The following is a 22,249-nucleotide window of genomic DNA, read 5'->3' as shown; positions in this document are numbered from 1 at the left end:
TGGCGGCGCACTACCTGTTTGATCAATCGTGCATGGGCCTCAGGGTTTACCCGGCATGCCGCCCCCGCGTGCCGCAGGGCGGCGGCGCATCCGGATAATCCGACCGCCATGTCCCACGCACCCGCCATGAACACCGACCAGGTCGCGCCCGCCGAGCGCGCCGCGGTGTGGCGCGACTGGATCTGGACCCACTTCGGCGGGCTCGAATCCGACCTGTACGGCGACGACAGCTTCGACGGCCGCATGGCGGCGTCGAAGGCGGGCGACGTCATCCTCACCCGGCTGGAGGCCAACCGCCACCGTGTCATCAAGAGCCCGCGCATGGCCCAGGCGGCCGACCGGGCCTACCTCAAGATCGTGGCACCCTGGCAGGGCAGCGCCGGCGTGCAGCAGATGGGCCGGCAGGCCTGGGTGCGGCCCGGCGGCTGGGCCATCTACGACACCTCGGGCGACTACGAGGTGGCCAACCCGGAGCGGGTGGAGCACCTGATCGTCATGCTGCCCAAGGACGAGCTGTCCGAACGCGGCCTGCGCCTGGAGCCGCTGATGGCGCGGCACGTGGGCGGGGTCAGCGGCATCGCCCGCGTGGCGCTGGAGACCATGCGCACCACCTACCAGGAGCTGCCGGGCATGAGCGAAGCCGCCGCGCGCGGCGCGGGCGAACTCATCCTGCAGCTGGTGCGGCTGTCGCTGCAGGAGCTGGCCGGCCGGGCCGACGCCACCACCCAGCTGCAGGCCTTCCGCGACCGCATCCGGCTGCACATCGGCCAGCACCTGCGCGACCCGGCGCTCACACTCGACCACATCGCCAGCTCGCTAAACTGCAGCAAGCGGCACCTGCACAACGCCTTCCAGGACGAGGAAGACACGCTGGCCCACTACATCCAGCGCCAGCGCATCCAGGGCTGCATGCGCGAGCTGGCCGACCCCGGCCGGGCGCAGCGCACCATCACCGAGATCGCGATGTCCTGGGGGTTCAACAGCACCGCGCACTTCAGCCGGGTGTTCCGCGAACACACCGGCCGTTCGCCCAGCGAGTGGCGCGCCAGCGCCATGAGCCACCTGGCCTGAACGGCCGGCAGCCAGTCAGCGCAGGGCGCAGCCCTGGGCCACCTTCATGGCCAGCTGGTGCAGCGCCAGCCAGGGGTCGGCCGGCCAGCCCGGCGACTTCAGGCCCTTGGCAATGCCGTCCACCACATGGGCGTCGTCGAGCCAGCGCGCCAGCGTGGCGGGGGGCAGCAGCGGCAGCAGCCGCTCCATGAGCTTTTCGCGCACGCCCCACACGCGGCTCTCGCGCAGGGCCACCGGCAAGGGCCGGCCGTCGTCCATGGCGGCGCGCACCCGGTTGAGGGTGCGGATGTCTTCGGCCAGCGCGTAGTGCACCAGCACCGGCGTCTCGCCCTCGGCCCGCAGGCCGTCCAGCATGCGCTGCACGCGGTGCACCTGCCCGCCCAGCACCGACTCGGCCAGCTTGAAGGCGTCGTACCGGGCCACATTCAGCACCGCCGCTTCCACCTGCGCAAAGCCCAGTTCGCCCGGCGGGTGCAGCAGGGCGAGCTTCTGGATCTCCTGGTGCGCAGCCAGCAGGTTGCCCTCCACCCGGTCGGCAAAGAACTGCAGGGTGCGCTGGCCCTCGTCGCCGGCCACCACCCGCTGGCCCTGGGCCTGCAGGCGCTGCGCAATCCAGGCCGGCAGTGCCTTGCGGTCCACCGGGTCGATCTTCACCGTCACGCCATGGGCATCGAGCGCAGCGAACCAGGCCGATTTCTGGGTGGCCATGTCCAGCCGGGGCAGCAGCACCAGCAGCAGCGTGCTGTCGTTGCCATCGGCCGACTCGGCCAGCTGCTGCAGGGCCTGCGAGCCATCCTTGCCCGGCTTGCCGGAGGGAATGCGCACCTCGATGAGCTGGCGGTCGGCAAACAGGCTGAGCGAGGCGCCGCTGGCCAGCACGCCGCTCCAGTCGAAGTGCGCGCCGGCCACGGTGTGCACCGTGCGTTCGGTATGGCCCTGGGCCCGGGCCGCAGCGCGGATGGCATCGGCCGCTTCCTGCACCAGCAGCGGGTCGTCGCCGTGCAGGGTGTAGAGGCTGCGCAGGCCGCGCTGCAGCTGGGCGGCCAACTGGGGCGCCGCCACCTGCATCAGCGCACCTTCACCGTGGTCAGCCGCCGCACCACCTGCTGCACGATGTCGGTGGTCATGTCCTCGTACAGCCGGGTCTCTTCGGCCGCCTTGGACAAGGCCACGGTCTCGTTGAAGCTGAGTTCGCGCTCGATCAGGATCTCGGTGTCGTCGATCAGGTCACGGCCGTCGGCGCTGCGCAGGCGGAAGCGGAAACGCACCCGCAGCTGAAGCTCGCGGATCTGGCCGGCCGCCGTCTGGCCCACTGCGGCGCGTTCGCGCTGGTCGGTGAGCACGGTGAGCACCACGTCGGGCCCGGGCGCGGGCACGCCATTGACCGGCGGCGGCACCGGGTCGGCCCCGTTGACCGCCGGCAGGCCGTTCAGCCGCAGCTCGCGCCGCAGCTCCAGGGCCACGGTGTTGTTCTCCAGCCCGGCGATGCGCAGCGAGGCGAAGTCGAACTTCGGCGCCTGCCGCAGGCGAAAGCCACAGCCGGCCAGCAGCAGTGCGGGCGCGGCCAGCAGCAGGGAGCGGCGGGAGGACGGCGCGGCCATGTCAGACCACCACGTTGACCAGCCGGCCCGGCACCACCACCACCTTCTTGGGCGCAGCGCCGGCAGCGGCTTTCTGGAACGCCTCGCTGGCCAGGGCGGCGGCCTCGATGGCGGCCTTGTCGGCACCGGCCGGCACGGTCACGCTGCCGCGCAGCTTGCCGTTGACCTGCAGCACCAGCTCCACCTCGTCCTGCACCAGGGCCGCCTCATCCACCACCGGCCACGGCGCATCCAGCAGGTCACCCACGGCGCGGGCGTAGCCCAGCTCGGTCCACAGCGCATGGGTGATGTGGGGGCAGGCCGGGTAGAGCATGCGCACCAGCAGCGACATGCCTTCGCAGCGCACGGCGGCGTCACCGGGGCTGTCGTCGAAGGCAAAGTCGTCCAGGGCATTGAGCAGCTTCATGCAGCCCGACACCACGGTGTTGTATTGCATGCGCTCGTAGTCGTAGCTGACCTGCTTGAGCACCAGGTGCATCTCGCGGCGCAGCTTGCGGGCCTCGGGGCGCAGGGTGGCGCCACTCAGGTCGGCGGCGGTGGCGGCACGCAGCGCATCGGCATGGCGGTGGCCGAAGGCCCAGACGCGGCGCAGGAAGCGGTAGCTGCCCTCCACCGCCGCATCGTTCCACTCCAGCGTGGCCTCGGGCGGCGCGGTGAACATGGTGTAGAGGCGGGCCGTGTCGGCGCCGTACTTCTCGATCAGGTCCTGCGGATCGACGCCGTTGTTCTTGGACTTGGACATGGTGCCCACGCCCTCGTAGTCGATGGGCGTGCCCACCGGCAACGCGCCCACCGGATTCTTGAGCTTCGCGCCGACGATCTTGCCGCCCTCGTCCAGCACATGCTCCACGTCGTGCGGCCAGAAGTACTCCTTGCCGCCCTTCTCGGTGCGGCGGGAGTAGATGTGGTTGAGCACCATGCCCTGGGTGAGCAGGCGGGTGAAGGGTTCGTCCACCTTCACCAGACCGAGGTCACGCATCACCTTGGTCCAGAAGCGCGCATACAGCAGGTGCAGGATGGCGTGCTCGATGCCGCCGATGTACTGGTCCATCGGCATCCAGTAGTCCGCGCCCTCGGCCACCATCTTGTTGCTGTTGGTGGGGTCGCAGTAGCGCATGAAGTACCAGGACGAATCCACGAAGGTGTCCATGGTGTCGGTCTCGCGCCGCGCGGGCTTGCCGCAGCAGGGGCAGTCCACCTTCAGGAAGGCGTCGCACTTGTTGAGCGGGTTGCCGCTGCCGTCCGGCACCAGGTCTTCGGGCAGGCGCACCGGCAGGTCCTTCTCGGGCACCGGCACCGGGCCGCAGGCCTCGCAGTGGATGATGGGGATCGGTGTGCCCCAGTAGCGCTGGCGGCTGATGCCCCAGTCGCGCAGGCGGAAGGTGGTCTTCTTCTCGCCCAGGCCCTGCTCGGCCAGCAGAGCAGCCACCTTGTCCACGGCGGCCTTCTGGTTCAGGCCGTCCAAAAATTCGAATCCGGCGCCGGAGTTCACGCACACGCCGCGCTGCTTGTCGCCGTACCACTCGGCCCAGGCGTCGGTGCTGAAGGTCTCGCCCTCCACCGCCACCACCTGGCGGATGGCGATGCCGTATTTCCTGGCAAAGGCAAAGTCGCGCTCGTCGTGCGCGGGCACGCCCATCACCGCGCCGTCGCCGTAGGTCATGAGCACATAGTTGCCCACCCACACGTCCACCGCAGCGCCGGTGAGCGGGTGCGTGACGGTCAGGCCGGTGGGCATGCCCAGCTTGTCCTGCGTGGCCAGCTCGGCCTCGGTGGTGCCGCCCTTCTTGCATTCCTCGATGAAGGTGGCCAATGCCGGGTTCGTGGCGGCCGCATGCTGGGCCAGCGGATGCTCCGGCGCCACGGCGCAGAAGGTCACGCCCATGATGGTGTCGGCGCGGGTGGTGAAGACGTACAGGCGCCCGTCGTTGATGAGCGCGCCGTCGGCACCACGGATGCCGTGCGGGAAGGCGAAGCGCACGCCCTCGCTCTTGCCGATCCAGTTCTCCTGCATCAGCCGCACCTTGTCGGGCCAGCCATTGAGCGTGGCCTTCTCGTTGCCCAGCTGCACATGGTCGAGCAGCTCGTCGGCGTAGGCGGTGATGTTGAGGTAGTAGCCCGGAATCTCGCGCTTCTCGACCACCGCGCCGGTGCGCCAGCCCTTGCCGTCAATGACCTGTTCGTTGGCCAGCACCGTCTGGTCCACCGGATCCCAGTTCACGATCTGGGTCTTGCGGTAGGCGATGCCCTTCTCCAGCATCTTCAGGAACAGCCACTGGTTCCAGCGGTAGTAGTCGGGCGAGCAGGTGGCCACCTCGCGGCTCCAGTCGATGGCCAGCCCCATCGCCTGCATCTGCTTCTTCATGTAGGCGATGTTCTCGTAGGTCCACTTCGCCGGCGGCACGCCGTTCTTGAGGGCTGCGTTCTCGGCCGGCAGGCCGAAGGCGTCCCAGCCCATGGGCATGAGCACGTTGTAGCCGCTCATGCGCAGGTGGCGCGTGAGCATGTCGTTGATGGTGTAGTTGCGCACATGGCCCATGTGCAGCTTGCCGCTGGGGTAGGGCAGCATGGAGCAGGCATAGAACTTCTTCTTGCCGGCCTCCTCGGTCACGCGGTAGGCGTCGTTGGCGGTCCAGTGCGCGTGCGCCGCACGCTCCACCTCTTGTGGGCTGTATTTGTCTTGCATGGGAACTATGGAGGGGGGTGGCAGTCGCACGACTGCAAGCCTTCGATTTTAGGCGCTCACCCCCACCACACGACCCAAGGACCTCCATCGTTGACACCTGAGCTGCTCCCCACCCTCGACCCCTGGGCCCGAACCGCCCTGGGACTGGCCAGCCTGGCCCTGGCCGCCCTGACCGCACGCGTGCTGGCGCAATGGCTGCTGCAGCGGGGACTCAGCGAGGTGCGCGAACGGCTGCAGACCCGCTGGGCGAAGGTGATGCTGGACACCGTGGTGCTGCGCCGGCTGGCGCAGGTGGTGCCGTCGCTGGTGGTGCAGCTGGGTGTGGGCCTGGTGCCCGATCTGGCCACCGGCGCGGCCACCGTCATCGGCAATGTGGCCGTGGCCCTCACCGTGGTGCACGGCGTGCGGGTGCTCATGGCCCTGCTCGACGCGGTGCAGGCCGGCCACGACGGCGACACCGCGCCTGCCGCCGTGCAGACCCGCTCCATCAAGGGCTATGTGCAGCTGGGCAAGCTGGTGCTGTTCCTGCTGGGCGCCATCGTTGCGGTGGCGGCACTCATCGACCGCTCGCCGCTGATCCTGCTGTCCGGCCTGGGCGCCATGTCGGCGGTGCTGATGCTGGTGTTCAAGGACACCATCCTGTCGTTCACCGCCGGCGTGCAGCTGGCCTCCAACAACATGCTGCGGGTCGGCGACTGGATCGAGATGCCGCAGGTGGGCGCCGACGGGGCGGTCATCGACATCGCACTGCACACGGTGAAGGTGCAGAACTGGGACAAGACCATCACCACCATCCCCACCTGGCGGCTCATGTCGGAGAGCTACCGCAACTGGCGCGGCATGTCGGAGTCGGGGGGGCGGCGCATCAAGCGCACCCTGCGGCTGGACACGCCCTCGGTGCGGTTCCTGGAGCCGCACGAGATCGAACGGCTGGGTCGCATCGCCCTGCTGAGGCCCTACCTGGAAGACAAGCGCCGCGCCATCCAGGCCACCAACGACAGCCTGCGACAACAGCTCGGCGAGGTGGCGGTGCACCCCGCCAACCAGCGGCGGCTGACCAATCTGGGCACCTTCCGCGCCTATGTGGAGGCCTACCTGCGGGCCCACCCCGGCATCCATCCCGGCATGACGCTGATGGTGCGCACGCTGGAGCCCACCTCCGAAGGCGTGCCGGTGGAGCTGTACTGCTTCACCGCCACCACCGTGTGGGCCGAGTACGAACGCATCCAGGGTGATGTGTTCGACCACCTGCTGGCCATGCTGCCGGAGTTCGACCTGGAGCCCTTCCAGGCCCCCACCGGCAAGGACCTGCGCATGGGCCTGCAGGAGCGCCTGCGGCGGGCCTGACCAGGGCAGCAGCCGCTCAACGCGGCTCGGCGGCGGGCTGCCCTACAAAACCGATGCGCGACAGCCCGGCCGCCTGGGCCATGCCGATGAAGGCCGCCACCCGCCCGTAAGGCACGGTGGCGTCGGCCAGCAGCAGCACCTCGGTGTCGGGCCGGCTGGCGCCGGTGGCCTGCAGCTGCTGGCGCAGCTCAAGATCGGTGACCGGCTGGTCGTTGAGCGTGACGGCACCACGGGCGTCCATGGCCACCCGCAGCGCGGTCGCCGGCAGGCCGCTCACCGTGGCCTGGGCCTGCGGCAGCTGCAACGCCAGGCGGCCGGCCATCAGGGGTGCCGCCACGATGAAGATCACCAGCAGCACCAGCATCACGTCCACCAGCGGCGTGACATTGATCTCGCTCATGGGCTCGGCCCTGCGTGCGCCGGAGAGCCGACCGAAGCTCATGCGCGTGGGCCGGCAGGCGCCAGCAGTTCGCGCAGGTCGTGGGCGAAGCCCTCCAGATCGGCCTCCAGGCGGGCGATGCGCCGCCCCATCAGGTTGTAGGCCAGCACCGCCGGCAGGGCCACGGCCAGGCCGGCGGCGGTCATGACCAGGGCCTCGCCCACCGGGCCGGCCACCAGCTCGATGCGCATGGCCCCTTCGGACCCGATGGCAGACAGCGCCTGGTGAATGCCCCACACCGTGCCCAGCAGACCCACGAAGGGCGCGGTCGCCCCCACCGTGGCCAGCCACACCTGACCGGTCTGGAGCCGGCGGACCACGTCGGTCAGCGCGTCGCGCAGCAGGCGGGTGAGCCGGCCGGTGCGCTCGCCGGTGGCCGCCAGGGTGGATCCGGCCTCGGCGTCCAGGCGCAGGGCGGCGTCCACCAGCGGGCGCAGCAGGCCGAGCGAATCCAGCGTGCCCAGACGGCCCGGCGCTGCAGACCAGTCGGGCGACTGCCAGAAGGCCACCAGCGCCAGCGGCAGATCCCGCGACGCCCGCTGCAGCAGCCAGCCCTTGCGCAGGATCAGCACCCAGCTGACCACCGACATGAGCAGCAGCAGCAGGGCCACCGCCCGGCCCACCATGTCGGCTCGGGCGAACAGCTCCAGCATGCGGATCGGGAGGGTTCGGCTCAGCGCAGGCCGAGCACGTCGAACATGTCGTGCAGACCGGCCGTGCGGCCCGCCAGATAACGCACCGCCCGCAGGCTGCCCTGGGCATAGGTGGCCCGGCTGCTGGACTTGTGCGTGATCTCGATGCGCTCGCCGGTGCCGGCAAACAGCACCGTGTGGTCGCCCACGATGTCGCCACCACGGATGGTGGCAAAACCGATGCTGGACGGGTCGCGCTCGCCGGTCACGCCTTCGCGGGCATACACCGCGCAATCCTTGAGGTCGCGCCCCAGGGCATCGGCGATCACCTCGCCCATCTTGAGCGCGGTGCCGCTGGGCGCGTCCACCTTGTGGCGGTGGTGGGCTTCGATGATCTCGATGTCGTAGCCGGTGGCCATGGCCTTGGCCGCCATCTCCAGCAGCTTGAGCGTGACGTTCACGCCCACGCTCATGTTGGGCGCCATGACGATGGCGATGTGCTTCGCCGCATCAGTGATCTCGGCCTTCTGGGCGTCGGTGAAGCCGGTGGTGCCGATCACCAGGTTGACCCGCTGCTTCACGCATTCGCGCAGGTGCTGCAAGGTGCCCTCGGGGCGGGTGAAATCGATCAGGACCTGACTGCCCTGCAGGCCGGCGGCCACGTCGGCCGTGATGGCCACGCCCAGCGGCTGCCCGGCATAGGCACCGGCGTCCTGGCCGATGGCGGGACTGGCCGGGATGTCGAGCGCGCCGGACAGCACGCAGTCGTCGGCGGCGCGCACGGCATCGATCAGCATCTGGCCCATGCGCCCGCTGGCGCCGGCCACACAAATGCGGTGGCTCATCGGGCGGCTCCGGCGTCCAGCGGCGGGAAGCTGGAGGTGGTGGGTGCCGGTTCGGCCGTGGGTGCCGGCGCCGGGTTGCGCGGCTTGTTGGCTTCCTCGAACTTCTTCAGCTGCTCCTCGGTGGCTTCCAGCACCGGGGTCTTGCCGCTGCCTCGCTTGACGTCCAGCGAGGCCACGAATTCCAGCTCGCTGGGCAGCTCGTCGGCCTCGAAGCGCTCCAGCACATCGTTCCTGAAGAACACCGCCACCTTGCGCTGCTGCCGCTCCTGCCCCTGGCGGGAGAAGCTGAACACATAGTCCCAGCGATCGGCATGGAAGACGCTGGCCACCAGGGGCGAGCCCAGGATGCCGCGCACCTGATCACGCGACATGCCGGTGCGCAGCGCCTGGACCTGTTCGCGGGTGACCACGTTGCCCTGCACGATGTCGATGCGGTAGGGCGTGACCAGGCTGGTCACCGAGGGCAGGCGGTCGGTCAGGCTGGAGCAGGCGCTCAGGGCAGCGACCGAAGCCAGCAGCGCCAGACGGGTGCCCGCTCGGGCCACGGCAGACCGGACGCGCGACGATGGGTGGAGCAGGAACACGGGTGGCGATATCATCCAGCCATTGTAGCCATCGGGGTGGTTTCGCCGCCCCGCATCAGCGCCCGCGCACCGACCATGACCAACATCGAAGAACTCAAGAGCACGGGCCTGAAGGCCACGCTGCCGCGCCTGAAGATCCTCGAAGTCTTCCAGTCGGCCAAGCAGCGCCACATGACCGCCGAAGACGTGTTCCGGGTGCTGCTGGAAGAGCGCTCCGACATCGGCCTGGCCACGGTGTACCGGGTGCTCATGCAGTTCGAGCAGGCCGGTCTGCTCACCCGCAGCAATTTCGAGTCGGGCAAGGCGGTCTACGAGCTCAACGAAGGTCAGCACCACGATCACCTGGTGTGCCTGGACTGCGGCCGGGTGGAGGAGTTTTTCGACGCCGAGATCGAGAGCCGGCAGCAGATGGTCGCCCAGACCCGGGGCTTCAAGCTGCAGGAGCATGCGCTCTCGCTCTACGCCAACTGCACCAAGACCGACTGCGAGCACCGCCAGAAAAGCGGGCAACGCTGAGGCGCACGCCGGTCACTCGCCCCGGCTCATGGCGGCCCGGTGACGGGCCACGAACTCCTGGTAGGTGTCGATGCCGCGCAGCTGCAGGATGGTGTTGCGCACCGCCGCCTCCACCAGCACGGCGATGTTGCGACCGGCCACCACCTGGATCACCGCCTTGCGCACCGGCACGCCCAGCACGTCCTGGTACAGCGGCTCGTGCGGCATGCGCTCGTAGTCGCGCTCCATGGTCTCGCGGCGCACCAGGTGCACGATGAGCTGCAGCCGCATCTTGCGGCGCACCGCCGTCTCGCCAAAGATGGCCTTGATGTCCAGCAGGCCGATGCCGCGCACCTCCAGCAGGTTCTGCAGCAGCTCGGGGCAGCGGCCCTCGATGCTGGTCTGGTTGATGCGGTACAGGTCGACCGCATCGTCGGCCACCAGGCCGTGACCGCGCGAGATCAGCTCCAGGCCCAGCTCGCTCTTGCCCAGGCCGGACTCGCCAGTGATCATGACCCCCATGCCCAGGATGTCCATGAACACGCCGTGCATGGTGGAGCGGTCGGCGAAGTGGCGCGACAGGTAGGCGCGCAGCACGTCGATCACGAAAGCCGCCGACTCCTGGGTGGCGAACATGGGAATCTGGGCGCGCTCGCACATGGCCAGCAGCTCGTCGGGCGCGGTCTGGCCGTCGGCCACCACCAGCACCGGGGGCTCCAGCGTCACGATGCGGGCCACGCGGCGGCGGTTGTCGTCGGCGTTCGGGCTGGTGAGGTAGGCCACCTCGCGCTCGCCGATGACCTGCAGCCGGTAGGGATGGATGTAGTTCAGGTAACCCACCAGGTCGGCACCCGACCGGGCGGCACGCACCGCCACCTCGTCGAACCGGCGCTCGGACGCTCCCAGCCCGGCGATCCATTGCCACTTGAGCGGCTCGCGGTGGTCCTCGAACAGGACGTCGGCGCTGACGACGGTGGGCTTCAAGCCGGTGCGCCGGTGGCCGGCATCAGGCGGCCGCGTGGGCCGATTGCCAGCCGGAGATCAGCGCATGCAGGGCGGCTGCATCGCTGGACACCTTCATCTGCTCGCGCAGGGCGCTGTCGCTGAGCAGCTCGGCGATCTCGGACAGGATCTCCAGGTGTTTCTGGGTGGCGGCCTCGGGAACCAGCAGGAAGATCATCAGCTGGACCGGCTGCTCGTCCGGAGCGTCGAAACCGATGGCCTGACCGAGCTGGAACACGGCCGCCAGCGGCTGCTTGAGGCCCTTGATGCGGCCATGCGGAATGGCCACGCCATGACCCAGGCCGGTGGAGCCCAGGCGCTCGCGGGCGAACAGGCTGTCGGTGATGAGGGCGCGGTTGAGGCCATGCAGGCTCTCGAACAGCAGACCGGCTTCTTCGAACGCGCGTTTCTTGCTGGTCGCTTCGACGCTGACCAGCACCTGTGCGGCAGGCAATATGGCGGATAGACGGTTCATGCGGGCCCTTTCGGACCGCGAATTATGCCGAGTTGGTCCCCCATGGCTAGGCATGGGAGACAAAAAAGCCGCTTGACAAAGCGGCTGATTGCTGCGGCGCAACACACGGGGCCGCCGGGGGCGGCTCGCCGTGCGAAGCATCACGAACCGGCATCACATGAGGCGCTTGGCCGCCTCGTGGTGATGGTCCTGCGCCTTGTCCTTGTAGCGCAGCACCTGGCGGTCCAGCTTGTCGGCCAGGTCGTCGACGGCGGCATACAGGTCGGCATGGGCACTTTCGGCGAACAGATCGCGACCCTTGACGTGGATGTTGCACTCGGCGCGCTGGCGCAGGTCCTTTTCCTTGAGGTTGTCCACTGTCAGCAGGACCTTGATGTCGACCACCTGATCGAAATGTCGCGATATCCGTTCGAGCTTGCTGGTGACGTAGCCGCGCAGGGCGGGCGTGACTTCCAGATGGTGACCGCTGATCGTCAGGTTCATGGATGAGCCTCCTATTGCTCCGGGTTGACACAGGCCGCCGGCCCAGGGCTGCGGCCACGGGGATGGCTTGGATTCACTATGCCCCCGATGCCGCCGGCTGGCAAGTCGATCACGCGAATGAAGCCTTTCGGGTTAGCCCGATCCTCCCCATGGCCGCCTCATGCTGCGCACCGGATTGACGACAATGCAGAACACCCTGCGGAGTCCTCGATGTCCCTCGACACACTGATCAGCCACAACCTGGGCCATGCCAGCCGCCCCATCCACGACGGTGGCTGCGCGCTGGTGCTCATGGGCGGCGGGGCGCGCACCGCCTACCAGGCCGGCGTGCTCAAGGCCGTGGCAGCGATGCGCCGGCCCGGCGGCAGCGGCTTCCCGTTCCGCTGGCTGTTCGGCACGTCGGCCGGCGCACTCAATGCCACCTACCTGGCCAGCCAGTCGGCCCGGGGGCTGGACGCCCTGGACGGCATGGCGGCCTTCTGGTCGCAGCTGCGCTCCGAACGGGTGTACCGGCTGGAGGCGCCGTCCTGGGTGCGCGCCAGCCGCCTGTTCGCCGGCTGGACCCTGGCCCGTCAGGTGCGCCGCCATCGGGCCCTGCTCGACACGCTGCCGCTGGTGGACACGCTGCACAAGGCCATCGACCTGCGCCAGCTGGAGTCGGCGCTGGAATCGGGCGTGATCGACGGGCTGGGCGTGACCGCGTCGAGCTACACCACCGGCGAGCACTGGACCTTCTGCCAGACCGCCAGCCGCTGCGAGCTGCGGCCCTGGCGCCGACCCGGCCGGCGCGCCGAGTTCCAGCCCATCACCATCGAACACCTCATGGCCTCCAGCGCCATTCCCTTCCTGTTCCCCTCGGTGCCGCTGTGGGTGGAAGGCCACCTGGAGCATTTCGGCGACGGATCCATGCGGCAGCTATCGCCGCTGTCACCGGCGATCCAGGCCGGCGCCCGGCGGGTGCTGGTCATCGGCGTGGGACAACCCCAGCGCGCCGGCCTGGCGCCGGCCCATGCCGGCGAGCCCACGGCCGGCACCATCGCCGGCCATGCCATGGCCAGCGTGTTCCACGACACGCTGCAGGCCGATGTGGAGCAGACCACCCGGGTCAGCCAGACGCTGGCCCGGCTGCCGGCCGATCTGGCCGCGGCACTGCCCTACCGGCCGGTGGAGGTGCTGGCCATCCAGCCCAGCCTGTCGCTGGACGAGCTGGCCATGAAGCACCTCAACGAGCTGCCGACCTCCACCCGCAACACGCTGGTGGGACTGGGCGCGCTGGACGATGCGCGGGGCGCGGCCGGCAGCGCCGCCGCGCTGGCCAGCTACCTGCTGTTCGAGCCCGGTTTCGTGCAGGCCCTCATCCAGCTGGGTGAACACGATGCCTGGCGACGCAAGGACGAACTGACGGCTTTTCTGGCCGATGACGCGGCGATGGCCCGTCATGGGCCGGTGACATAATCCGCCCATTCCCCCACATGGAGATCCGCATGGACAGCACGCCACCCAGTTGCGTGCTTTCAGCCCGCCCCGCCGCCGTCTGACGTGACCAGCGGCCTCGCTGGCTGAAAGCAGCCCCGAACCGCCCCACCCAGACCGAAAACCCGCCGGGAGCCATCCATGCTCAACGTCTTCACCCTGGCCAACGGCCGCCTCTTCCAGGAAGAGATCGAGTCGCTGGAAGAACTCGCCAGGTTCAAACCCATCTGGGTCGACCTGGAAGACCCCACGCCCGAAGAGCGGCGCTGGGTCAAGCAGCACTTCGGCCTGTCCATCCCCGAGGACGCGATGGACGAGGACATCGAGGAATCCGCCCGCTTCTTCGAGGAAGACAACGGCGAGCTGCATGTGCGCAGCGACTTCCTGATCGACGACGAGGACAACCCCCGCGCCGTGCGGGTGGCCTTCATCCTCAACGAGAACAACGACCAGCTCAAGAGCCGGGGCGTGCTGTTCTCCATCCACGACGAGGACGTGCCGGTGTTCCGCCTGCTGCGCATGCGCGCGCGCCGCATGCCCGGCCTGATCGAGAACGCCAAGGACGTGCTGCTGATGCTGTTCGACGCCGACGCCGAGTACTGCGCCGACACGCTGGAGGACATCTACGACGACCTCGAAAAAGTCAGCCGTCAGGTGCTGGCCGGCGAGGTGACCGACAACAAGGCCGGTGAAGCCCTGGCCGCCATCGCCCGCCACGAGGACATGTCGGGCCGTATCCGCCGCAACGTGATGGACACCCGCCGCGCGGTCAGCTTCATGATGCGCAGCCGGCTGCTGAGCGCCGAGCAGTTCGAGGATGCGCGCCAGATCCTGCGCGACCTGGATTCGCTCGACGGCCACACCGCCTTCCTGTTCGACAAGATCAACTTCCTGATGGACGCCACGGTCGGCTTCATCAACATCAACCAGAACAAGATCATCAAGATCTTCTCGGTGGCCAGCGTGGCGCTGCTGCCGCCCACGCTGATCGCCAGCGTGTACGGCATGAACTTCCAGTACATGCCCGAGCTGGCGCAGGAGTGGGGCTACCCCTACGCGCTGGCGCTCATGGTGCTGTCTGCCCTGGGGCCGATGCTGTACTTCCGCAAGCGGGGCTGGCTGAAGTGAACAGCGCCTCGATGGTGGCCGCGCTGTAACGGCTGGCCACCTCGCGCAGGAAGCGCGGGAAGTCCACATGCGCGCTGTCGTCGGCGCGGTCCGAGATGGTGCGCACCACGGCCAGCGGCACACCCAGGTCGTGGCAGACCTGAGCCATGGCCGCCCCTTCCATTTCCACCGCCAGGGCATCGGGCAGCTCGGCCTGCAGCGCGCGGCTCTCGGCCGTGGTGGCCACGAAGCGGTCGCCGCTGAGCAGCAGGCCCTGGTGCAGGCGCGGGGCCTGCAGGCCGAAGGCCTGCACCGTGGCCGGCGGCAGCTGCGTGGGCAGCACGGACAGCATGCGTTCGCAGGCCAGCTCCAGGCCGTCGGTGAGCAGGGGGTCGGCGTCGAAACGGGAACGCCCGTGCCCGGGCACCTCGTGGCGGGGGAACAGCGGCGAGGCGTCCATGTCGTGCTGCAGGAACTGCCGGGCCAGCACCACATCGCCCACCCGCACGCCCGGCCCCAGGCCGCCGGCCACGCCGGTGAACACGATGCGACCCACCCGGTACCGCTCCACCAGCAGCGCGGCGGTGGTGGCCGCCGCCACCTTGCCGATGCCGCACAGCACCAGCACCACCGGCTGACCGTGCAGTTGGCCGCACCAGAAATCGCGGCCGGCATGGCGCTCGCGCTGCTCGTCGGGCATGCGGTCGATCAGACCGGCGATCTCTTCGTGCAGGGCGGCCACGATGGCCAGCGGCGATTCGATCGTTGAACGGGTACGGGCATGGGTATCCATGCCCCGGATTGGACCAGAAGCGGCCCCGTTCCCCGGAGGCCGCGCGCGATCAACCCCGCAGTTCGCGGCGCAGGATCTTGCCCACCGGCGTCTTGGGCAGCTCGGTGCGGAACTCCACCACCTTGGGCTGCTTGTAGCCGGTGAGGTTGGCGCGGCAGTGGGCCCGCACCTGGTCTTCGGTGAGGCCCTCACCCTTGCGCACGATGACCAGCTTGATGGCCTCGCCGGCCTTCTCGTCGGGCACGCCCACCGCCGCGCACTCCAGCACGCCCGGCAGCTGCGAGACCACGTCTTCGATCTCGTTCGGGTACACGTTGAAGCCGGCGCACAGGATCATGTCCTTCTTGCGGTCGACGATGCGGAAGAAGCCGCGTTCGTCCATGATGCCCACGTCGCCGGTCTTGAAGTAACCGTCGGCGGTCATGACCTTGGCGGTCTCGTCGGGCCGCTGCCAGTAGCCGGCCATGACCTGCGGCCCCTTGATGGCGATCTCGCCGGCCTCGCCGGGCGGCACCGGCTGGCCGTCATCGTCCAGGCAGACCATCCAGGTGCCGGGCAACGGCACGCCGATGGTGCCGGTGAACTCGGTGCTGGTGGTCGGGTTGCAGCTGGCCGACGGGCTGGTCTCGGACAGGCCGTAACCCTCGCAGATGGGGCAGCCGGTCTTCTCCAGCCAGAGTTTGGCGGTGCCGCTCTGCACCGCCATGCCGCCGCCCACCGACACCTTGAGGTTGCTCCAGTTCACGGTGCCGAAGTCGGGGTGATTGGCCAGGCCGCCGAACAGGGTGCTGACCGCCGGGAAGCTGTGGAAGGTGTGCTTCGACAGCTCCTTGAGCACCGCCGGCAGGTCGCGCGGGTTGGGTATCAGGATGGCTTTGCCGCCGGTGCGCATGCCCAGCATCATGTTCACGGTGAACGCGAAGATGTGGTACAGCGGCAGCGCGCACACCGCCGTGGGCTGCTCGCCCGCCGGCACGCGCGACATGACCGGCTGGTTCCAGGCCTCGGACTGCAGCACGTTGGCCAGGATGTTCCGGTGCAGCAGCACGGCACCCTTGCTCACGCCGGTGGTGCCGCCGGTGTACTGCAGCACCGCCATGTCGTCGGGCTGCAGCTCGGGCCGTTTGAGCGTGCCCCGGGTGCCGCGGGCGATCGCCTCGTTGAAACGCACCGCGCCCGGCAGCTGGTAGGGCGGCACCATCTTGCGGGCATGGCGCACCACGTAGTTCACCAGCGCGCCCTTCACCAGCCCCAGCAGGTCGCCCATGGCGGTCAGCACCACATGCTTGACCGGCGTCTGCGCGATGCACTGCTGCAGCGTGGTGGCGAAGTTCTCGATGATGACGATGGCCTTGGCACCGGAATCCTTGAGCTGGTGCTCCAGCTCGCGGGCGGTGTAGAGCGGGTTGACGTTCACCACCACGAAGCCGGCGCGCAGGATGCCGGCCACCGCCACCGGGTACTGGGGCATGTTGGGCATCATGATGGCGACCCGGTCGCCCTTGACCAGACCCAGCCCCTGCAGGTACGCGGCGAAGGCCTGCGACAGGCTGTCGACCTGGGCAAAGCTCACGTCCTTGTCCATGAAGCTGTAGGCCGGCTTCGACGCGTGGCGCTCGAAGCTCTCCTCCATGAGGTGCACCAGGGAGCGGTACTGGCTGACGTCGATATCGGCCGGCACGCCCTGCGGATAGGCGGCCAGCCAAGGCCGGTCGGCGGTGGCTGGGATCATGGCTTCGGTCTCCTCGCGGGCGGGATCACTCGATGGCTTTGGTCATGTCCTCGACCACCTTCTTGGCGTCGCCGAACACCATCATGGTCTTGTCCATGTAGAACAGCTCGTTGTCCAGACCGGCATAACCGGCGGCCATGGAGCGCTTGTTGACGATCACGGTCTTGGCCTTGTAGGCCTCCAGGATGGGCATGCCGTAGATGGGCGAGCCCTTCTGCAGCGCGGCCGGGTTCACCACGTCGTTGGCGCCCAGGATGATGGCCACGTCGGCCTGACCGAACTCGCCGTTGATGTCTTCCATCTCGAACACCTGGTCGTAGGGCACCTCGGCCTCGGCCAGCAGCACGTTCATGTGACCGGGCATGCGGCCGGCCACCGGGTGGATGGCGTACTTGACGGTGATGCCCTTCTCGGTGAGCTTGTGGGCCAGTTCCTTGACTGCGTGCTGGGCACGGGCCACGGCCAGACCGTAGCCGGGCACGATGACCACGGTCTCGGCATTGCCCAGGATGAAGGCGGCGTCGTCGGCACTGCCGCTCTTGGCGGTGCGCTGCACGCCGCCGCCGGCAGCGGCCGTGCCGGCCTCGCCGCCGAAGCCGCCCAGGATCACGCTGATGAACGAGCGGTTCATGGCCTTGCACATGATGTAGCTCAGGATGGCGCCCGAACTGCCCACCAGCGAGCCGGCAATGATCAGCATCGAGTTGTTCAGCGAGAAGCCGATGCCGGCCGCCGCCCAGCCCGAATAGCTGTTGAGCATGGACACCACCACCGGCATGTCGGCACCACCGATGGGGATGATGATGAGCACGCCCAGCACGAAGGACAGGGCCACCATCACGAAGAAGGCGGTCCAGTTCTCGGTGAAGGCGAAGAACACGCCCAGGCCGATGGTCACGATGCCCAGCACCAGGTTGAGCAGGTGCTGGCCACCGAAGGTGACCGGCGCGCCCTGGAACAGGCGGAACTTGTACTTGCCCGAGAGCTTGCCGAAGGCAATGACCGAGCCGCTGAAGGTGATGGCACCGATGGCCGCGCCCAGGAACAGCTCGATCTTGTTGCCGAACGGGATCTGGGTGCCCTTGGCGGCGATGCCGAAGGCCCAGGGTTCGGCCACGGCGGCCACGGCGATGAACACCGCCGCCAGACCGATCATGCTGTGCATGAAGGCCACCAGCTCGGGCATCTTGGTCATTTCCACGCGCTGGGCCATGACGGCACCGGCACCACCACCGATCACCAGGCCCACCAGCACCCAGACCATGCCTTCGGCCTGGCCGCTGGAGAGCTCGACGATGAGCGCGGCCGTGGTCAGGATGGCAATGGCCATGCCGGTCATGCCGAACATGTTGCCGCGGATGGAGGTGGTGGGATGCGACAGCCCCTTGAGCGCCTGGATGAAGAACACCGAGGCAACCAGGTACAGCAGGACAACCAGGTTCATGCTCATGCTTTGTCCCCTGCGGCCGGGGCCTTGCGTTCTTTCTTCTTGAACATCTCGAGCATGCGGCGGGTCACCAGGAAGCCGCCGAACACGTTGACCGCCGCCAGCGCCACCGCCAGCACGCCCATGGTCTTGCCCAGGGGCGTCTCGGTGAGGGCAGCGGCCAGCATGGCGCCGACGATGACGATGGCGGACACCGCGTTGGTCACGGCCATCAGCGGCGTGTGCAATGCGGGCGTGACGTTCCAGACCACGTGGTAGCCCACATAGATGGCCAGCACGAAGATGATGAGGTTGATGAGGGTCGGGGATACGGCGTCCATGTCACTTCCTTTTGAGTTCACCGGCCTGGGTCATGAGACAGGCTGCGACGATGTCGTCGTCCATCGGCACCTGGACCGACGTGGCGTCCTTGGGCAGCACGAGCTTGAGAAAGTCGAGCACGTTGCGGGCGTACAGGGCGGAGGCGTCAGCGCCCACCATGGCCGGCAGGTTGGTCTCGCCGATGATGGACACGCCGTGGCGCACCACCGTCTGGTCGGCCACGGTCAGCGGGCAGTTGCCGCCCACGCCGTCGGCCCCCTTGCCGGCGGCCAGGTCGACGATGACCGAGCCCGGCTTCATGCTGCGCACCATGTCCTCGGTGATGAGGGTGGGCGCGGCGCGGCCGGGGATGAGGGCGGTGGAGATGACCACGTCGGCCTGGGCTACGCGCTTGGCCACCTCGGCCTTCTGGCGGTCGAGCCAGCTCTGCGGCATGGGGCGGGCATAGCCGCCCACGCCTTCGGCGGCTTCCTTCTCTTCGGCGGTCTCGTAGGGCACGTCGATGAACTTGGCGCCCAGCGACTCCACCTGCTCCTTCACCGAGGGGCGCACGTCGCTGGCCTCGATGACGGCGCCCAGGCGCTTGGCCGTGGCAATGGCCTGCAGGCCGGCCACGCCCACGCCCAGGATCACGACGCGGGCCGCCTTCACGGTGCCGGCAGCCGTCATGAGCATGGGGAAGAAGCGCTGGTAGCGGTTGGCCGCCAGCATCACGGCCTTGTAGCCGGCGATGTTGGCCTGGGACGAGAGCACGTCCATGCTCTGGGCCCGCGTGGTGCGCGGCGCGGCCTCCAGCGCAAAGCTGGTCAGGCCGGCGGCGGCCAGCTTCTGCAGGCCGGCACCATCGAACGGGTTGAGCATGCCCACCAGGGTGGCGCCGGACTTCATGTGGGCCAGTTCGGCATCGGACGGGCTGCGCACCTTGAGCACCAGCTCGGCGCCCAGGGCACCGGCCGCATCGGTGATGGTGGCTCCCACGGCCGTGTAGGCCTCGTCGGTGGCGCTGGCGGCCACGCCGGCTCCGGACTGCACCTGCACGGTGTGGCCCTGGGCCACCAGTTTCTTGGCCGTCTCGGGGGTGACGGCAACGCGGGTCTCGCCCACCGCGGTCTCAGTGGGTACGCCTATCAGCATCGGAGGTCTCCTCGCTCTGTGTGATCGATCGCGCGGGAGCTTACCCGAAAGCCAGCTGTCAGCTTCGTCGCCCGGGCGGCAACCGCATCCCGCGTGCTGATAATGCGCCGATGGACACCCGATGGAAACCCAGCGTCACCGTGGCCGCCATCATCGAACGCGATGGCCGCTACCTGCTGGTCGAAGAGCACACGCCCGAAGGCCTGCGGCTGAACAACCCGGCCGGCCACCTGGACCCGGGCGAAAGCCCGCAGCAGGGCGTGGAGCGCGAGGCCGTGGAGGAAACCACCTGCACCTTCCGGGCCGAGGCCCTGGTGGGCATCTACCTCTCGCGCTTCCAGCGCGGGGAACAGGACATCACCTACCTGCGGTTCGCCTACTGCGGCTCGGTCGGCGACCCGGACCCCGGCCGCCAGCTCGACCACGGCATCGTGCGCACCCTGTGGATGACGCCCGAGGAGGTGCGCGCCAGCGCAGACCGCCACCGCAGTCCGCTGGTGCTGCGCTGCATCGAGGACCACCTGGCGGGCCGCCGGTGGCCGCTGGATGCGGTGTTCACCGATGCGTCCGTGCTGCAAGGTCCGGCGCAGCCGCCGGCCTGACCGGCGCCAGCGGCACCCGCAGCCAGAAACACGAACCGCGACCGGGCTGGCTTCGCAGACCCAGGGTGATGCCCAGCAGGGCTGCCGTGTGGCGGACGATGAACAGGCCCAGCCCGACGCCGCTGTCGGTCGCGGTCTCGGGCACGCCCCGGAAGTAGGCGCCGAAGATCGTCTCCAGGTTCTCCGGGGGCACCCCGATGCCGGTGTCCCAGACCTGCAGCAACAGGCCGTCGCGGCGGGGCCGACACGCAATCACCACGCCGCCGCGCAGGGTGTAGCGGACCGCATTGGAGGCCAGATTGCCCAGGATGCGCTCCAGCAGGACCGGATCGCTGCGGACCCGGGTGACGCCCGGGGTCACGGTCCAGCGCAGTCCCTTGGTACGGGCCTGCAGGCCGTGGATGACGTCGATGCGCTCCAGCAGCGGCTGGATCGAGAAGTCCGCCATCTGCGGTCGCAGCGCACCCACCTCCAGGCGGGACATGGTGTGCAGCGAGTCGAGCATGTGATCGGCCGACGCGATGGCCTCGCGCATCTGCATCAGGGTGAGCGCCGAGACCGGTCGGTCGGTCTGCTGCGCCAGGCTCTGCGTGGCCAGCGTGATGGCGTAGACCGGCTGGCGCAGGTCGTGGGTGACGGCAGCGAGCAGCCGCGACTTCTCGGCCGATGTCCGGCGCACCTCCTGCAGGCGCGCGGCCTCGCGGATCTGGAGCGCCTGGGCACGCCGCTTGGCACTGCGCTCGGCGCGGATGCGTTCGCCCAGCGCGAAGGCCATCAACACCATCTCCACCGTGGAGCCGATCACCAGCGGCTGGCTGATGGCGTCCGGCCGGGTCCAGTAGCCCATGCGGATCGCGATCTCGGCCATGGAGCCCACCAGCGAGACCGACCAGGCCATGCAGAAATACTCGGCGCCGATGCGGCGGTACCGGATGGCATGCAGTCCCACGACCGCCAGCACCGCGGTGGTCAGCAGGAAGAGCAGCATCAGGAACGGGATGAACCGGTGCTGCGGCCACAGGCTGGTGAGCAGGAAGATCACCAGCCAGAGGGTGCCCAGCATGCGCAGGACACGGTCCAGCCGTGGCACGTGCTGCCGGGTGTCCAGAAAGCGCCGCGTGAACTGCACCGCCAGCACGCCGGCCAGGGTCAGGCCCACCTGCTGCAGCACCCGGTTCCAGGGCCCTCCATCGGTCCAGACGAACTCGGCCCCCAGACCCGACAGGGCCAGCAGCCCCAGACCGATGGTCGAGCGCACGCCGGCGTACAGCAGATAGACCCGGTCGCGCATGGCGGCGTAGAGCACCAGGGCGTGGCCCATCAGACCGGCCGTGATGCCGAAGTACAGGCCCAGCAGCAGGTAGATGGCGTGATCGCGCCGGATCAGCGACTCGGGCAACCAGAGCTGGATCGGGGCGTCGAGCGAGCTGCTGGACCAGACGCGCAGGTGCAGGTCGATCTCCTCGCCCGGCAGCATGTCGACGGGGAACACATGCTGCCGGTGCGGCACGGCGCGGCGATCGAACGGCAGCAGGTCGCCCCCCTGGGCATGGGCGATGAGCTGCCCCCTGTGCCCGACGAGCAGATCGATCCGGTCGAGGTGCGGATTGCCCACGACCAGCCAGCGGCGCTGGGGCGAGCTTTCGATGTGCCGCAGCCGGATGTGGAACCACTGGGGATGGGTGCTGAAGCCGGGCACGGAAGACGATGCCGGGTCGGACACCGAGGCAAAGACCGGCCCGTCTTCCGGCGGAAGCAGGCGGCACTGCTCGTCGTAGGGCCACCAGCCGTCGGTGGGGTCTTCGGCGTGCTGCAGGAAGGGAACGAGGTCGTAACGCGACCCGCCGTCGATGGCCAGCCCCGACGGCTGCCCGGCAGAGGCCGGGCACGCCAGCACCAGGGCCAGCAGCAGTGTCAGCCAGGTCGTTGGCAGCCGGAACATCCCATGCACCCTTTCTCGTCCCTTCTCCACCCGTTTGC

The 22,249-nt window shown here is 68.9% G+C and carries 22 protein-coding genes; 6 read left to right on the top strand and 16 right to left on the bottom strand.

What is annotated here, in order from left to right; genetic code table 11:
- The first annotated feature begins 108 nt into the window (after positions 1–108).
- Positions 109–1,071: a helix-turn-helix domain-containing protein gene (locus tag WD026_RS13095; protein WP_425724097.1), complete on the top strand. Its 963-nt coding sequence runs from the start codon at positions 109–111 to the stop codon at positions 1,069–1,071.
- 15 nt (positions 1,072–1,086) lie between these two features.
- Here the strand turns inward: WD026_RS13095 and holA are convergent, their stop codons facing one another.
- From holA to leuS, 3 genes are read right to left on the bottom strand one after another with little or no spacing between them, the layout of a single operon-like run.
- The gene (gene holA / locus WD026_RS13090) at positions 1,087–2,139 is read right to left on the bottom strand and encodes a DNA polymerase III subunit delta (protein ID WP_425724096.1); all 1,053 of its coding nucleotides are present in this window, start codon (positions 2,137–2,139) and stop codon (positions 1,087–1,089) included.
- The gene (lptE, locus tag WD026_RS13085; RefSeq protein WP_425724095.1) at positions 2,139–2,672 is read right to left on the bottom strand and encodes an LPS assembly lipoprotein LptE; all 534 of its coding nucleotides are present in this window, start codon (positions 2,670–2,672) and stop codon (positions 2,139–2,141) included. The genes holA and lptE overlap by 1 nt, the downstream gene beginning before the upstream one ends.
- A gap of 1 nt (position 2,673) precedes the next feature.
- Positions 2,674–5,358, bottom strand: coding sequence for a leucine--tRNA ligase (gene leuS / locus WD026_RS13080; protein WP_425724094.1), 2,685 nt, complete (start codon positions 5,356–5,358; stop codon positions 2,674–2,676).
- 90 nt (positions 5,359–5,448) lie between these two features.
- Between leuS and WD026_RS13075 the strand changes: the two genes are divergently transcribed.
- Positions 5,449–6,705, top strand: coding sequence for a mechanosensitive ion channel family protein (locus WD026_RS13075; RefSeq protein ID WP_425724093.1), 1,257 nt, complete (start codon positions 5,449–5,451; stop codon positions 6,703–6,705).
- Positions 6,706–6,721: 16 nt separating this feature from the next.
- Here the strand turns inward: WD026_RS13075 and WD026_RS13070 are convergent, their stop codons facing one another.
- Genes WD026_RS13070 through WD026_RS13055 form a run of 4 tightly spaced genes read right to left on the bottom strand, consistent with a single transcriptional unit; the run spans position 6,722 to position 9,220 of the window.
- A complete protein-coding gene (locus tag WD026_RS13070; RefSeq protein ID WP_425724092.1) occupies positions 6,722–7,105 on the bottom strand; it encodes an ExbD/TolR family protein in 384 nt (127 codons plus the stop codon).
- Positions 7,106–7,143: 38 nt separating this feature from the next.
- The gene (locus WD026_RS13065) at positions 7,144–7,797 is read right to left on the bottom strand and encodes a MotA/TolQ/ExbB proton channel family protein (protein ID WP_425724091.1); all 654 of its coding nucleotides are present in this window, start codon (positions 7,795–7,797) and stop codon (positions 7,144–7,146) included.
- 20 nt (positions 7,798–7,817) lie between these two features.
- Positions 7,818–8,621: a 4-hydroxy-tetrahydrodipicolinate reductase gene (dapB, locus tag WD026_RS13060; protein WP_425724090.1), complete on the bottom strand. Its 804-nt coding sequence runs from the start codon at positions 8,619–8,621 to the stop codon at positions 7,818–7,820.
- Positions 8,618–9,220, bottom strand: coding sequence for an outer membrane protein assembly factor BamE (locus tag WD026_RS13055; RefSeq protein WP_425724089.1), 603 nt, complete (start codon positions 9,218–9,220; stop codon positions 8,618–8,620). The genes dapB and WD026_RS13055 overlap by 4 nt, the downstream gene beginning before the upstream one ends.
- Positions 9,221–9,280: 60 nt before the next feature.
- Here WD026_RS13055 and fur point away from each other — a divergent pair, with 60 nt between their 5' ends.
- Positions 9,281–9,721, top strand: a complete 441-nt coding sequence (gene fur, locus WD026_RS13050; RefSeq protein WP_425724088.1) for a ferric iron uptake transcriptional regulator — start codon at positions 9,281–9,283, stop codon at positions 9,719–9,721.
- Positions 9,722–9,733: 12 nt separating this feature from the next.
- On the opposite strand, the gene hprK is transcribed toward fur, so the two are convergent.
- The 3 genes from hprK to hpf all read right to left on the bottom strand — a co-directional run bounded on the left by hprK (position 9,734) and on the right by hpf (position 11,660).
- Complete coding sequence (hprK, locus tag WD026_RS13045) at positions 9,734–10,684, bottom strand: HPr(Ser) kinase/phosphatase (RefSeq protein ID WP_425724087.1); 951 nt, start codon at positions 10,682–10,684, stop codon at positions 9,734–9,736.
- 22 nt (positions 10,685–10,706) lie between these two features.
- Entirely contained in the window at positions 10,707–11,177 is a 471-nt protein-coding gene (locus WD026_RS13040) for a PTS sugar transporter subunit IIA (RefSeq protein WP_425724086.1), read from the bottom strand.
- A 153-nt stretch (positions 11,178–11,330) separates the two neighbouring features.
- Positions 11,331–11,660, bottom strand: coding sequence for a ribosome hibernation-promoting factor, HPF/YfiA family (gene hpf / locus WD026_RS13035; protein ID WP_086121607.1), 330 nt, complete (start codon positions 11,658–11,660; stop codon positions 11,331–11,333).
- 210 nt (positions 11,661–11,870) lie between these two features.
- Here hpf and WD026_RS13030 point away from each other — a divergent pair, with 210 nt between their 5' ends.
- Both WD026_RS13030 and corA read left to right on the top strand, forming a co-directional pair.
- Positions 11,871–13,115, top strand: a complete 1,245-nt coding sequence (locus WD026_RS13030) for a patatin-like phospholipase family protein (protein WP_425724085.1) — start codon at positions 11,871–11,873, stop codon at positions 13,113–13,115.
- A gap of 159 nt (positions 13,116–13,274) precedes the next feature.
- Entirely contained in the window at positions 13,275–14,261 is a 987-nt protein-coding gene (corA, locus tag WD026_RS13025) for a magnesium/cobalt transporter CorA (RefSeq protein WP_425724084.1), read from the top strand.
- Here corA and WD026_RS13020 read toward each other — a convergent pair.
- From WD026_RS13020 to WD026_RS13000, 5 genes are read right to left on the bottom strand one after another with little or no spacing between them, the layout of a single operon-like run.
- Positions 14,200–15,033: a 5'-methylthioadenosine/adenosylhomocysteine nucleosidase gene (locus tag WD026_RS13020; RefSeq protein ID WP_425724083.1), complete on the bottom strand. Its 834-nt coding sequence runs from the start codon at positions 15,031–15,033 to the stop codon at positions 14,200–14,202. The two genes, corA and WD026_RS13020, sit on opposite strands and share 62 nt — an antisense overlap.
- Before the next feature lie 49 nt (positions 15,034–15,082).
- Entirely contained in the window at positions 15,083–16,765 is a 1,683-nt protein-coding gene (locus tag WD026_RS13015; protein ID WP_425724082.1) for a long-chain-fatty-acid--CoA ligase, read from the bottom strand.
- Between the two features lie 25 nt (positions 16,766–16,790).
- A complete protein-coding gene (locus WD026_RS13010) occupies positions 16,791–18,215 on the bottom strand; it encodes an NAD(P)(+) transhydrogenase (Re/Si-specific) subunit beta (RefSeq protein ID WP_425724081.1) in 1,425 nt (474 codons plus the stop codon).
- Positions 18,212–18,532 carry an NAD(P) transhydrogenase subunit alpha gene (locus WD026_RS13005; RefSeq protein WP_302174720.1) on the bottom strand — a complete coding sequence of 107 codons (321 nt, stop codon included), beginning with the start codon at positions 18,530–18,532 and terminating at the stop codon, positions 18,212–18,214. The genes WD026_RS13010 and WD026_RS13005 overlap by 4 nt, the downstream gene beginning before the upstream one ends.
- 1 nt (position 18,533) lies before the next feature.
- The gene (locus WD026_RS13000) at positions 18,534–19,667 is read right to left on the bottom strand and encodes a Re/Si-specific NAD(P)(+) transhydrogenase subunit alpha (protein WP_425724080.1); all 1,134 of its coding nucleotides are present in this window, start codon (positions 19,665–19,667) and stop codon (positions 18,534–18,536) included.
- 110 nt (positions 19,668–19,777) lie between these two features.
- Between WD026_RS13000 and WD026_RS12995 the strand changes: the two genes are divergently transcribed.
- Positions 19,778–20,269, top strand: a complete 492-nt coding sequence (locus WD026_RS12995) for an NUDIX hydrolase (RefSeq protein ID WP_425724079.1) — start codon at positions 19,778–19,780, stop codon at positions 20,267–20,269.
- On the opposite strand, the gene WD026_RS12990 is transcribed toward WD026_RS12995, so the two are convergent.
- Positions 20,223–22,211 (bottom strand): sensor histidine kinase, encoded by a 1,989-nt coding sequence (locus WD026_RS12990; protein WP_425724078.1) that lies wholly within the window; start codon positions 22,209–22,211, stop codon positions 20,223–20,225. The genes WD026_RS12995 and WD026_RS12990 overlap by 47 nt on opposite strands.
- Positions 22,212–22,249 lie beyond the last annotated feature (38 nt).

This window comes from Hydrogenophaga sp. R2 (assembly GCF_049843595.1).
Taxonomy (GTDB): domain Bacteria; phylum Pseudomonadota; class Gammaproteobacteria; order Burkholderiales; family Burkholderiaceae_C; genus Hydrogenophaga.
Note: the sequence above shows the minus strand (reverse complement) of the source record. Positions and strands in the feature narration are given on the sequence as shown.

What these genes read in the sequence shown, in the direction of transcription:
- dapB (WP_425724090.1), bottom strand. Translation starts at nt 8,621, where the DNA reads ATGAGCCACCGCATTTGTGTGGCCGGCGCCAGCGGGCGCATGGGCCAG.
- holA (WP_425724096.1), bottom strand. Translation starts at nt 2,139, where the DNA reads ATGCAGGTGGCGGCGCCCCAGTTGGCCGCCCAGCTGCAGCGCGGCCTG.
- corA (WP_425724084.1), top strand. Translation starts at nt 13,275, where the DNA reads ATGCTCAACGTCTTCACCCTGGCCAACGGCCGCCTCTTCCAGGAAGAG.
- WD026_RS13000 (WP_425724080.1), bottom strand. Translation starts at nt 19,667, where the DNA reads ATGCTGATAGGCGTACCCACTGAGACCGCGGTGGGCGAGACCCGCGTT.
- lptE (WP_425724095.1), bottom strand. Translation starts at nt 2,672, where the DNA reads ATGGCCGCGCCGTCCTCCCGCCGCTCCCTGCTGCTGGCCGCGCCCGCA.
- WD026_RS12990 (WP_425724078.1), bottom strand. Translation starts at nt 22,211, where the DNA reads ATGTTCCGGCTGCCAACGACCTGGCTGACACTGCTGCTGGCCCTGGTG.
- fur (WP_425724088.1), top strand. Translation starts at nt 9,281, where the DNA reads ATGACCAACATCGAAGAACTCAAGAGCACGGGCCTGAAGGCCACGCTG.
- WD026_RS13005 (WP_302174720.1), bottom strand. Translation starts at nt 18,532, where the DNA reads ATGGACGCCGTATCCCCGACCCTCATCAACCTCATCATCTTCGTGCTG.
- WD026_RS13070 (WP_425724092.1), bottom strand. Translation starts at nt 7,105, where the DNA reads ATGAGCGAGATCAATGTCACGCCGCTGGTGGACGTGATGCTGGTGCTG.
- WD026_RS13065 (WP_425724091.1), bottom strand. Translation starts at nt 7,797, where the DNA reads ATGCTGGAGCTGTTCGCCCGAGCCGACATGGTGGGCCGGGCGGTGGCC.
- WD026_RS13055 (WP_425724089.1), bottom strand. Translation starts at nt 9,220, where the DNA reads ATGATATCGCCACCCGTGTTCCTGCTCCACCCATCGTCGCGCGTCCGG.
- WD026_RS13020 (WP_425724083.1), bottom strand. Translation starts at nt 15,033, where the DNA reads ATGGATACCCATGCCCGTACCCGTTCAACGATCGAATCGCCGCTGGCC.
- WD026_RS13040 (WP_425724086.1), bottom strand. Translation starts at nt 11,177, where the DNA reads ATGAACCGTCTATCCGCCATATTGCCTGCCGCACAGGTGCTGGTCAGC.
- WD026_RS13010 (WP_425724081.1), bottom strand. Translation starts at nt 18,215, where the DNA reads ATGAGCATGAACCTGGTTGTCCTGCTGTACCTGGTTGCCTCGGTGTTC.
- WD026_RS13095 (WP_425724097.1), top strand. Translation starts at nt 109, where the DNA reads ATGTCCCACGCACCCGCCATGAACACCGACCAGGTCGCGCCCGCCGAG.
- leuS (WP_425724094.1), bottom strand. Translation starts at nt 5,358, where the DNA reads ATGCAAGACAAATACAGCCCACAAGAGGTGGAGCGTGCGGCGCACGCG.
- hpf (WP_086121607.1), bottom strand. Translation starts at nt 11,660, where the DNA reads ATGAACCTGACGATCAGCGGTCACCATCTGGAAGTCACGCCCGCCCTG.
- WD026_RS12995 (WP_425724079.1), top strand. Translation starts at nt 19,778, where the DNA reads ATGGACACCCGATGGAAACCCAGCGTCACCGTGGCCGCCATCATCGAA.
- WD026_RS13030 (WP_425724085.1), top strand. Translation starts at nt 11,871, where the DNA reads ATGTCCCTCGACACACTGATCAGCCACAACCTGGGCCATGCCAGCCGC.
- WD026_RS13015 (WP_425724082.1), bottom strand. Translation starts at nt 16,765, where the DNA reads ATGATCCCAGCCACCGCCGACCGGCCTTGGCTGGCCGCCTATCCGCAG.